This is a genomic window from Microbacterium sp. B24 (assembly GCF_000333415.1).
In the GTDB taxonomy this organism is placed as follows: Bacteria; Actinomycetota; Actinomycetes; order Actinomycetales; family Microbacteriaceae; genus Microbacterium.
Window position 1 is genome coordinate 1 of the sequence record NZ_BADB01000027.1, and the last position, 10,377, is coordinate 10,377.

A 10,377-nucleotide genomic window follows, 5' to 3' on the forward strand; every position below is an offset into this window, starting at 1 on the left:
AGCTCGGTCCCGGGGATCCTCTAGAGTCTCATGGTGCTGATCGGCCTCGCGACGCGAACGGTGCAGCAGAAGCAGTGGCGCACTCTGGGGCGTCTGGCCGCCCGCTTCGCCGATACGGTCCAGGGCCTGTCGACACTCAAGGTCTTCGGGCGTCAGCACCGCGCCGTCCGGTCCATCGAGAAGGTCACCGAGACATACCGGGTCGAGACGATGCGGGTGCTGCGCGTGTCGTTCCTGTCGGGATTCGCGCTCGAACTGCTGGCGTCGATCTCGGTGGCGATCGTGGCCGTGTCGATCGGCTTCCGGCTGGTAGACGGGTCGCTGGCGCTGGCCGTCGGCCTGTTCGTGCTGCTGCTGGCGCCTGAGGCCTACCTTCCGCTTCGCCAGGTGGGCGTGCAGTTCCATGCCGCGGCAGAGGGCGTCGCGGCGACCGAGGACGTCTTCGCGGTGCTCGATGAGGCGCGCGCCGCCGGATCGGCGCACGCACGGCGCGGAGTCGCGGCATCCGGTCCGGCGCGCCTCGTGCTACGCGGCCTGCGCGTCCGGCGGGGCGATCTGCTCCTGCCCGCCGTCGATCTCGTCGCCGAGCCCGGCACCGTGACACTGATCGAGGGCCCGAGCGGCGCCGGCAAGTCCAGCGTGTTCGCCGCGTTGCGCGGCGCGGTGGCCTTCGACGGCGACGCACGACTGAACGACACGCCCGTCGACACCCTCTCCCCCGCGACGTGGCTCGCCTGGGCGGGCCAGCACCCGGGCCTGATCGGCGGCACGATCGCCGAGAACGTCGCGCTCGGCGACGACGAGACGGATGCCGCGTCACGCCGCGATCTGGTGCGGCGTGCCCTCGCCGTCGCACAGGCCGACGCCCTCGATCCGGATCAGGAACTCGGCGTCCAGGGCGCCGGCGTGTCGGGCGGGCAGGCCCAGCGGCTGGCGGTGGCGCGCGCCGTGTTCCGCCACCTCCGCGGCCGTGCGCCGGTCATCGCCCTCGACAAGCCGAGTTCGGCGCTGGATGCCGCGACCGATGGCGGCCCTGTGGCACGGCATCCGCGGGCTCGCCGACGACGGCGCCACGGTGATTCTGATCGTCGCACCGACGCTGGGCGCGCAAGATCGCCGACCGCGTCGTGACGCTGTCGGCGACGCTGGCAGAGGTCGGCGCATGACCACCACGACGGAGGTACTGCGCCGGGCGATGCCGTCATTGCGACGATTCTGGCCGGGCGCCGCAACGGGCTTCCTCTCGAAGGCCTCGGCGGCCGCGCTGCTCGCGTGCAGCGCGTGGGTGATCGTCCCCGCCAGTGAGCAGCCTCCGGTGATGTACCTGTCGGCAGCCGTCGTGGGCGTGCGCGCCTTCGCACTCAGTCGGGCCGCCTTCCGCTACACGGAGCGACTCGCGAGCCACGATGCGGCCCTGCGCCAGCTCGCGGTGACCCGCACCGATCTGGTGCGCCGGCTCATTCCGCTCGCCCCGGATGGGCTGACCCGCACCCGGCGCGGCTCGGTGCTCGGAGCGCTCGTCGACGACGTGGACGAGCTGCAGAACCTGCCCCTGCGCGTCGTGCTGCCTCTCGTATCGTCGGCGGCGGTGGCCCTCGGCGCCGTCGTGCTCGTCGGCATCGTCTGGTGGCCCGCGGCGCTCACGCTCCTCGCCTGCCTCGTCGTGGCGGCCGTCGTGGCGGTCGGCTGGGGATGGGTGGCCGGCTCCCGCGCGGAGCGTTCCATCGCGCCTTTGCGCGCCCGTCTCGCCGACGCCGTGCTCGATCACCTCGCAAGCCTGGACGTCCTCGCCGCGTACGGCGCCGACGATCAGAGCGCGCGGCGCATCGCCGCGGCGGACGATGCCCTGCGGCGGGCGGTGACCCGCCGCGCCGGGGCGCAGGCGGGCTCCACCGCCGTCGTGTCAGTACTGGCCGGCGCGGCCTCCGTCGTCGCCGTCCTGGCCTCCGTTCCGGCACTCGGCGACGGAACGATCACCGCCCCCGCCTTCGCCGTGGCCGCGCTCGTGCCGATGGCCGTGTTCGAGGTCTTCGCCGCGGTTCCGGCGGCGGCGTCATCATGGCGACAGGTACGCGCCGCGGCCACCCGGATCGCCGAAGCCCTGCCGGGCGAGACACCGGCGGGCATCCCGCTCGAGGTCGCTCACGATGACGATGATCACGCACGCGAAGCCGTCGCGCTCGGCGATGGCCTCGTCCTGCAGGGCGTCGCAGCGCGCTGGCCGGGAGCCGCTGAGGACGCCCTGCAGGCGGTGGATCTGAGGGTCGCCCCGGGCGAGCGGATCCTGGTCGTGGGCTCCAGCGGCGCCGGCAAGACCACGGCGGCGCACGTCCTCGTGCGCTTCTTGGAGACGAGCGCCGGCCGGTACACGATCGGCGGGGTCGATGTCCACGACCTCGACCCCGACACCGTCCGTGAGACGGTGGGTCTGTGCGAACAGCAGCCCATGCTCTTCGACGAGGACATCCGGCAGAACCTCCTGTTCGCCCGCGACACGGCGACGGATGCCGAGCTGGAGGCGGTGCTGCACCGCGTGGGCCTCGGTGACTGGCTGAGCGCGCGCGGCGGCCTGGACGCGCGGGTCGGTGAACGCGGGGCGCTCGTGTCGGGCGGGCAGGCCCAGCGCATCGCGCTGGCCCGGGCTCTGCTGCACGGCTTCCCCGTGCTCGTGCTTGATGAGCCGACCGCCGGTGTCGACGTCGACGCGTCCGACGCGCTGCTGGCCGACCTGCTCGGGGCGGTCGGTCCGGATCGTGCCGTCGTGCTGATCTCGCACGTGGACGTTCCCGCCGGCCTCGTCGACCGCACGGTGCGGCTGACCGGCGGGCGCATCGAAGACTGAGTTCAGCCGCCGATCGCGTTCATCCCGCGCGCCGGCTGCAGGAACGACGGGTCATCGATCGCATGTCCCGGAAGCTTGCCGGCGATGCACTCGTGCAACAGCGCGTCGATCGCGACGTCGTCGGCGCCCGCACGCAGCAGCGGCATGAGGTCGTACTCGTCGTTGGAGAACAGGCAGTTGCGCAGCTGCCCATCGGCGGTGAGGCGCAGGCGGTCGCAGGCGCCGCAGAACGGCGCCGTCACCGAGGCGATCACGCCGACGGAGGCCGGCCCGCCGTCGAGCAGGAAGCGCTCCGCGGGTGCGCCGCCGCGGCCGGGGACGGGCTCGAGGTGCCACCGGGTCGAGAGCGCTGCCAGGATCTCCTCGCGGGTCACCATGCGTGTGCGGTCCCACGTGTGCCCGGCATCCAGCGGCATCTGCTCGATGAAGCGCATCTCGGCGCCGTGATCGAGCGCGAAGGCGACGAGGTCGACGAGTTCGTCGTCGTTGATGCCGCGCATCGCGACCGCGTTGAGCTTGAGGGGGCGCAGTCCCGACGCGGACGCCGCGGCGATGCCTGCCACCACCTCGTCGAGGCGGTCGCGGCGGGTGAGGTCGCGGAAGCGGTCGCGGTCGAGGGTGTCGATCGAGATGTTGAGGCGGCGCAGACCGACGTCGATGAGGTCGGGCAGTACGTCGCCGAGACGGATGCCGTTCGTCGTCAGGGCAATGTCGACCGGCCCGTCGGGGCCTTCGACCGCGGCGAGCCGTCGCACGACCTCGACGATGTCGGCGCGCAGCAGCGGCTCGCCTCCCGTGAGCCGGAACGTGGAGATCCCGGATGCCGCGGCGATGCGCGCGACGCGCACGATCTCGTCCGTGGAGAGGATGCTCGTGCGCGCGAGCCATTCGTTGCCCTGCTCGGGCATGCAGTACGTGCAGCGCAGGGAGCAGCGATCGGTCAGCGAGATCCGCAAATCGCGGTGCACGCGGCCGAAACGGTCGACGAGCGGCGCGCCGGGGGCCGTCGGCAGCGCTGACGTGGCGCGTCCCGTACGCAGGGTGAGCGGGACGGCGGGCATGGTCCGAGGCTACCCGGCGAATGGAGGGGGAAGGCCGAATGGCGGATTTCGCCCGCCGAGCAGACGGATCGCCGCACGCTCGCGCACGGCTCGCCGGACTCGCCCCACCGTTCTGAGAGGATCGGTGGATGAGTGAGAGCCTCGACGACGAGTTGGACCGTATCTTCGCGGCACGAGATCGCGATGACATGGCGCCGACGGTCGCGGCGCTCGAGGAGATCCACGCGCGGCATCCCGAGCACGCGCGCGTTCTGTACGAGCTCGCGGGGGCATATGACACCGCCGGCGACGAGAGTGCGGCCGCGGCTCTGTATCCACGCGCGCTCGAAGCAGGCCTCACCGGCGACGTCCGCCGCCGATGCCTCTTGCAGTACGCCAGTACGCTGCGCAACCTCGACCGGCTCGACGACTCCCTCCGGGTGTTCGCCGACGCACGCCGCGAGTTTCCCGACGCGATCTCCCTCGCCGTCTTCCAGGCCCTCAGCCGACATGCCGCCGGCCAGGTCCACGCCGCCTTCGCCGAGTTGCTCGACGTCATCGCCGCGCACGCGCCGGCGACGGAACTGGATCGCTATCGCCCGGCTCTGCGGGCAAACGCCGACTTCCTGCGACACCTCGACACCGCTATCGACACCGAGACGTGACACCAGCACGCCGCCGGCGCCGATTCATGCGGCGGCGATCCGCACGTCGGCGGTGTCCACCGACAGGACCACCCGGTCGCCCTCCGCAATCGCCGCGGCCAGCATCTGTGCCACGGTGAGTTCACAGACGATCGCCGGCGACGCCGTGTGCACGCGCGCGCCCGAGGGCGTTGCCTCGATGCGTTCGACGCGCGCCGACCATGTCGCGACGCCATCGATCGAGCCCGGGCCCGCGACGCCGGCATCCGCGGCATCGAGCCGCACGGCACCGATCGGGATGAGCGCCGCGGCGTCGCCCTCGACGCTCGAGGGTGCGGGCAGACGCAGCCGGTCGGCGGCCCACACGCCGTCCTCCACGCGCCCGGCCGCCCGGTTGACGCCGGCGAGCGCCGCGACGAAGTCCGTCGCCGGCGTCGTCAGGACCTCACGCACCGCACCGGACTGCGTCACGCGCCCGGCTTCGAGCACGACGAGGCGATCCGCGACCGCGACGGCATCCACCACGTCGTGCGTGACGAACACCGCCGTGGTGCCGGCGGCGCGCAGCCGCTCGGCGAGCATCCGACGCAGATCGGCCACCGTGACAGGATCGAGCGCCGTGAAGGGCTCATCCAGCAGAAGCACACGCGGGACGGTCGCAAGCGCACGGGCGAGCGCGACCCGCTGCTGCTGACCGCCCGACAGTTCGGCCGGGCGGCGATGGCCGACCCCGGCGAGCCCCACCTCGGCGAGCGCCCGCTCGGCACGCGAGCGACGCTCCACGCGCGCGGCCGCCCGTGCCCGACCGTCCGGCGCACTCATCCCGAAGGCGACGTTGTCGCGCGCACTCACGTGCGGGAACAGATGCGGTTCCTGCCCCAGGAGCACGACGCCACGGCGCTGCGGCGTCACCTGCGCGCGCGGCGAAGAGACGACCTCGCCGGCGACCCGGACGGCGCCATCGCTCAGCGGCGACAGCCCCGCGATCACCGAGACGAGCGTCGATTTCCCCGCACCGCTCGGGCCCATCACCGCGACGACCTCCCCCGCGGATGCCGAGATCTCGGCATCCAGGACGAAGCCTTCCCGGCGCACGACGACGTGCGCCTCGAGCATCGCCCCGCTCATCGCGTCGCCCCCGGCCGCCACGCCCGCACGGCCAACAGCACCGCGAGCGCCGTCACCAGCAGCAGCAGCGAGAGCGCCACGGCGGTGCCCTGCGAGACCCCCGCACCGTTGAAGGCCGTGTAGATCGCGAGCGGCATCGTCTGGGTCACTCCCGGTGCGTTGCCGGCGAACAGCGCCGTCGCGCCGAACTCGCCGATCGCGCGCGCGAAGCACAGCACCACCCCCGCGATGAGGCCGGGCGCCGCCAGCGGCAGCGTGATCCGCCACAGGATGCGCCACCGGCCCGCGCCGAGGGCCGCCGCGGCACGTTCGTAGCCGGTGCCGGTCGCCCGGAGCGCCCCTTCGAGCGCCAGCACGAGAAACGGCAGCGCCACGAACGTCTGGGCGATCACCACGGCCGCCGTCGTGAACGGCACCCGCACGCCGATCACCGCCAGCGCCTGCCCGAGCCACCCGTTGCGTCCCAGCAGAAACAGCAGCGCGACCCCGCCCACCATCGGCGGCAGCACGAGCGGCACGGTGATCACGGCCCGCAGCACCCCCGCCAGCCGCGGTCCCGACCGCGCGATCCACAGCGCCAGCGGGATGCCGAGAACGATGCAGACGAGGGTCGCGACCGCTCCCGTCACCAACGACAGCCCGAGTGCCGACAACGCTGCCGGCGAGGTGATGTCGGCCCAGAACGTCGCGACGTCGACACGCCCGACGAGCGCGGTCAACGGCACCACGAGCACCGCGAGGCCCAGCACCGCCGGCACCGCCAGCACGGTCGGGACGAACCCCCGCGGCTGCGCGCGCCGCCCCGCGGTCGCGACCGTCACGGCGTACCGAAGCCGAGGTCGGTGAGCGTGACGCGCGCGGCATCGGAGTGCACGAAGTCCACGAAGGCCCGTGCCGCCGCGGGATTCGCCGCGTCGTCCAGGGCGACGATCGGGTATGTGTTGACCACGGCATCCGCGCCCGACGTCGCCACCGTCTGCACGGCGGGCGTCGTCGCGGCGTCGGTCACGTACACGAGACCGGCATCCGCCTCTCCGCTGGCCACTTTCGTGAGGACGGCGGTCACGTTCTGCTCGTAGCTGTCGACGGATGCCGTCACGCCCGCCTTCTGCAGGAGCGTCTGCGATGCCGCACCGCACGGCACCTCGGCCGCGCACAGGACGACCCGCAGCGCCGGCGTGGCGAGGTCGGCGAGCCCGTGCACGCCGGCGGGGTTTCCCGACGGGACGATGAGGGTGAGCACGTTCGTGGCGAACGGCTGCGGTGAGGACGCGAGTCCGGCGGCGACGACCTTCTGCATGTTCTTCTCGTCGGCAGAGGCGAAGACGTCGGCCGGTGCCCCCTCGATCAGCTGGGTCGCCAACGTCGACGATCCGTCATAGCTGATCGGACGGATCGTCACCCCCGGGTGCGCCGTCTGGAACTGATCGGCGAGCCGGGTGAAGGCCGCTTTCAATGATGCCGCGGCGAAGACGGTCAGCTCCCCGGAGACCGCGTCCGACGACGCCGTCGCCGCCCCGGAGGCGGTGCGGTCGGCATCCGCCGATCCCCCCGCCGCGCTGCAGCCGGCGAGCGCCACGACCCCGGCGAGGAGGACCGCGAGGACGTATCGCGATCGTGTGCGCATCACCGCTCCCTCGGGGTCTCGACGATGACGGTCGTGGCTTTGATGACCGCGACGGCGAGCGCACCGGGTTCGAGTCCCAGATCGCGCACCGCTTCCGAGGACATCAACGACACGACGCGGTGCGGGCCGGACTGGATGTCGACCTGTGCCATCACGCCGTCCTGCTGCACGCGCGTGACCAGTCCGACGAAGCGGTTGCGGGCGCTCGAGAGCACATCCGCGGGGTCCGCGGCGGCGTGCGCGAGCTCGACCGCTCGTGCGGCGAGGGCGTCACCGGGGATCTCCACCGGAGAGACTCCCGTCGTCGGAAGGATGCCGTGATCGATCCACCGGCGCACGGTGTCGTCGCTCACACCCAGCAGCCGTGCGGCCTCGGTGACACGATACGAACGCATACCGCCGACCATAGCGCGCATCTGCGGCGAGAGGGCAGTCTTCAACGACGCAACTGCGGATTTCTGCCCCGCGGAGGACTTCTCGGTCGTCGACCCCGCGGGCAGACACGGCGGATACGCTGGCTCCGTGCCGCTGCCTCCTCTCGTCGACCCCGTTCCCGCCCTCGCCCCCGCCGAGCGCGCCCGCACTCAGCGCCACCTCGTGCTCAACGGCGTGGGCGATCTCGGTCAGCGCCGGCTGGCGGCCGCGCACGTCGCCGTCGTCGGGGCCGGCGGCCTCGGCTCGCCCGTCGTGATGGCGCTCGCTGCCGCCGGTATCGGCACCCTCACGGTCATCGACGACGACGTCGTCGACCTCAGCAACCTCCAGCGGCAACTCCTGCACCGACACGTCGACATCGGCGCCCGCAAGACCGCGTCGGCGCAGCGCGTCGCTGCGGACCTGTCGCCCGAGACGGTCGTCATCCCGGTCAACGAACGCCTCACGACCGAGAATGCGGGAGATCTGCTCCACGGCGCCGATCTCGTCGTCGACGGCAGCGACACGTTCGACACCCGGGCAGCGGTCGCCGCCACCTGCGAGCGTCTCGGCATCCCGCTCGTCTGGGGCGTGCTGCAGGAGTTCCATGCGCAGGCCACGGTGTTCTGGAGCGCGCCTCCCGCGGGGACGGAGCCGATCGTGCTCTCCGACCTGCACCCGGCCGACGCCGCCGGCACCCCACCCACCTGCGCCGAGGTGGGCGTGCTGGGTGCCCTGTGCCTTCAGGTAGGCGGCATTCTCGCGATCGAGGCGGTCAAACTCATCGTCGGCATCGGCGAGCCCCTGTTGGGCCGCGTGCTCGTGATCGACGCGTTGCGCGGCACGCAGACCGAGGTGGCGCTGCGGGCGGCCGCTCCCGCCTCGCCGTCGCCGAGCGTCGCCCCGGCAGAAGCGGCGCCCGCGCCGATCCGCGAACTGACGGCGAGCGAGATGCTCGCCGCGCAGGAGGCCGGGGCCACCCTCCTGGACGTGCGCGAGCCGTGGGAGACGCAGACCGGCGTCGTCGCCGGATCGGTTCTGATCCCCCTCGGCGACCTGCTGGACGATCCGGCGCAGATCGACGACGAGCATGTCGTCGTCATCTGCGCGCACGGCATCCGCGCCCGTCACGCTGCCGAAGCCCTCCGCGCTCGCGGCGTCGACGCCGACATCCTGGTGGGCGGCCTCGCCGCGTGGCAGCAGGCATGACCTCCCACGCGCCGTTGCGCACCGTCGAGGAGCAGCTCGCGGACGTGCTCGCCGCCGTGCGCCCCCTGCCCGCCGTGCGCCTCCCCTTGACGGCGGCGACCGGCGCGACACTGCGCGAGCCCGTGCGCGCAGCTCTGGACATCCCCGTCTTCGACAACTCCGCCATGGACGGCTTCGCCGTGCGCTTCGCGGACGTCGCTCACGCGCGTCCGGAGGATCCCGCCTTCCTCCGCGTCGTGGCGGATCTTCCCGCCGGCACGTCCGACGATCCCCCGCTGGCCCCCGGCGAGGCCGCGCGCATCATGACGGGTTCGCCGGTGCCCTCGGATGCCGACGCCATCGTGCCCTTCGAAGACACCGAGGGCGGCCTCGCCGACTCCCTTCGGAACACAACCGTGCGCCGTGCGCCGCGCGCCGCGGGAGCATTCGTCCGCCGCGCCGGCGACGACCTCCGCGCGGGCGACGTGGTGCTCGAGGCGGGTGTCGTGCTCGGACCGCTCCAGATCGCCGCGGCAACCGCCGCGGGCCGTACTCACGCGGTCGTCTCAGCGCGTCCGCGGGTCGGCATCGTTTCGACGGGCAGCGAGCTGGCGCCGGCCGGAACGCCGCTGCGACGCGGGCAGATCCCCGAATCCAACGGCGTGCTGCTCGCCGGCCTCGTCGCGGCGGCCGGCGCAGAGGTCGTCGCTCAGGTCGTCGTGGACGATGAGGGCGAAGCTCTGCGCAACGCGGTGGCCGCGCTGCTGGCGGCACCCGTCGATGCGGTCGTCTTCTCCGGTGGCGTCAGCGCCGGCGCATTCGAGGTGGTGCGCACGGAGCTCGCCGCGGCGATGACCTTCACCCGCGTCGCGATGCAGCCGGGCAAGCCACAGGGATTCGGCACCCTGCCGACGCCGACCGGCATCGCACTGCTGTTCGGTCTGCCGGGAAATCCGGTCAGCGCGGCGGTCTCGTTCGAGGTGTTCGTCCGCCCCGCCCTGCTGACGATGCAGGGTCGACGCACCGTCGAGCGGGCGCGTCTGACTCTGCCGGCCGGCACGTCGTGGCGGACCCCGGAGGGACGGCGGCAGTACCTGCCCGCGGTCATCGACACCTCGGCGCCGACGTGGACGGTGCACCCCGCGACCGCGGGCGGTTCGGGATCGCACCTGGCCGGCGGGTTGGGCCTCGCGCGCGCGCTCGCCGTCGTCGCGGCCGACATCGCGGAGGTACGGGAGGGCGACCCGGTGCAGGTCCACCTGCTGGAAGGATGGGACGCATGAGCTTCACCCACCTGGACGAGGCCGGCCACGCCCGCATGGTCGATGTGACCGAGAAGCAGCCCACGGTGCGCGCCGCGACAGCCGGCGCCGTGGTCCGCTGCGCTCCCGCCGTCGTCGCAGCGCTCCGCGACGGAACGGTGCCCAAGGGCGATGTGCTGGCCGTCGCGCGCATCGCCGGGACTCTAGAGGATCCCCGGGACCGAGCTCGAAT

The 10,377-nt window shown here is 72.9% G+C and carries 10 protein-coding genes and 1 pseudogene; 6 read left to right on the forward strand and 5 right to left on the reverse strand.

The genetic code is table 11. The annotated features are described in order from the left end of the window. Nucleotides 1–30 precede the first annotated feature (30 nt). Nucleotides 31–1,166 (forward strand): annotated as a pseudogene (locus I5I_RS00470) (ATP-binding cassette domain-containing protein); the annotation flags it as partial. Next, a complete protein-coding gene (cydC, locus tag I5I_RS00475; protein WP_036314976.1) occupies nucleotides 1,163–2,842 on the forward strand; it encodes a thiol reductant ABC exporter subunit CydC in 1,680 nt (559 codons plus the stop codon). The pseudogene I5I_RS00470 and the gene cydC, both read left to right, overlap by 4 nt. Before the next feature lie 2 nt (nucleotides 2,843–2,844). On the opposite strand, the gene moaA is transcribed toward cydC, so the two are convergent. Continuing rightward, complete coding sequence (gene moaA, locus I5I_RS00480) at nucleotides 2,845–3,903, reverse strand: GTP 3',8-cyclase MoaA (protein ID WP_036314978.1); 1,059 nt, start codon at nucleotides 3,901–3,903, stop codon at nucleotides 2,845–2,847. A gap of 128 nt (nucleotides 3,904–4,031) precedes the next feature. Between moaA and I5I_RS00485 the strand changes: the two genes are divergently transcribed. Then, a complete protein-coding gene (locus I5I_RS00485) occupies nucleotides 4,032–4,547 on the forward strand; it encodes a tetratricopeptide repeat protein (RefSeq protein ID WP_036314981.1) in 516 nt (171 codons plus the stop codon). A gap of 24 nt (nucleotides 4,548–4,571) precedes the next feature. Here I5I_RS00485 and I5I_RS00490 read toward each other — a convergent pair whose 3' ends face one another. From I5I_RS00490 to I5I_RS00505, 4 genes are read right to left on the reverse strand one after another with little or no spacing between them, the layout of a single operon-like run. Continuing rightward, nucleotides 4,572–5,675, reverse strand: coding sequence for a sulfate/molybdate ABC transporter ATP-binding protein (locus I5I_RS00490; RefSeq protein WP_036314983.1), 1,104 nt, complete (start codon nucleotides 5,673–5,675; stop codon nucleotides 4,572–4,574). Further along, nucleotides 5,651–6,475: an ABC transporter permease gene (locus tag I5I_RS00495; RefSeq protein WP_036314986.1), complete on the reverse strand. Its 825-nt coding sequence runs from the start codon at nucleotides 6,473–6,475 to the stop codon at nucleotides 5,651–5,653. Before I5I_RS00495 ends, I5I_RS00490 begins: the two co-directional genes overlap by 25 nt. Continuing rightward, nucleotides 6,472–7,281, reverse strand: coding sequence for a molybdate ABC transporter substrate-binding protein (gene modA, locus I5I_RS00500; protein WP_036314989.1), 810 nt, complete (start codon nucleotides 7,279–7,281; stop codon nucleotides 6,472–6,474). The genes I5I_RS00495 and modA overlap by 4 nt, the downstream gene beginning before the upstream one ends. After that, nucleotides 7,281–7,676 carry a TOBE domain-containing protein gene (locus I5I_RS00505; protein ID WP_036314997.1) on the reverse strand — a complete coding sequence of 132 codons (396 nt, stop codon included), beginning with the start codon at nucleotides 7,674–7,676 and terminating at the stop codon, nucleotides 7,281–7,283. Before I5I_RS00505 ends, modA begins: the two co-directional genes overlap by 1 nt. A 127-nt stretch (nucleotides 7,677–7,803) precedes the next feature. On the opposite strand from I5I_RS00505, the gene I5I_RS00510 reads away from it, so the two are divergent. The 3 genes from I5I_RS00510 to I5I_RS00520 form a co-directional block, all read left to right on the forward strand. After that, the gene (locus I5I_RS00510) at nucleotides 7,804–8,904 is read left to right on the forward strand and encodes a ThiF family adenylyltransferase (RefSeq protein WP_083867885.1); all 1,101 of its coding nucleotides are present in this window, start codon (nucleotides 7,804–7,806) and stop codon (nucleotides 8,902–8,904) included. Continuing rightward, nucleotides 8,901–10,166, forward strand: a complete 1,266-nt coding sequence (locus tag I5I_RS00515; RefSeq protein ID WP_036314992.1) for a molybdopterin molybdotransferase MoeA — start codon at nucleotides 8,901–8,903, stop codon at nucleotides 10,164–10,166. Before I5I_RS00510 ends, I5I_RS00515 begins: the two co-directional genes overlap by 4 nt. Continuing rightward, nucleotides 10,163–10,377, forward strand: a 215-nt coding sequence (locus tag I5I_RS00520) for a cyclic pyranopterin monophosphate synthase MoaC (RefSeq protein ID WP_036314995.1), incomplete at its 3' end; no start/stop codon positions are given. The genes I5I_RS00515 and I5I_RS00520, both read left to right, overlap by 4 nt.

Excerpts from the sequence above, each read along its gene's own strand:
- modA (WP_036314989.1), bottom strand. The coding sequence starts at position 7,281 with ATGCGCACACGATCGCGATACGTCCTCGCGGTCCTCCTCGCCGGGGTC.
- cydC (WP_036314976.1), top strand. The coding sequence starts at position 1,163 with ATGACCACCACGACGGAGGTACTGCGCCGGGCGATGCCGTCATTGCGA.
- I5I_RS00485 (WP_036314981.1), top strand. The coding sequence starts at position 4,032 with ATGAGTGAGAGCCTCGACGACGAGTTGGACCGTATCTTCGCGGCACGA.
- moaA (WP_036314978.1), bottom strand. The coding sequence starts at position 3,903 with ATGCCCGCCGTCCCGCTCACCCTGCGTACGGGACGCGCCACGTCAGCG.
- I5I_RS00515 (WP_036314992.1), top strand. The coding sequence starts at position 8,901 with ATGACCTCCCACGCGCCGTTGCGCACCGTCGAGGAGCAGCTCGCGGAC.
- I5I_RS00505 (WP_036314997.1), bottom strand. The coding sequence starts at position 7,676 with ATGCGTTCGTATCGTGTCACCGAGGCCGCACGGCTGCTGGGTGTGAGC.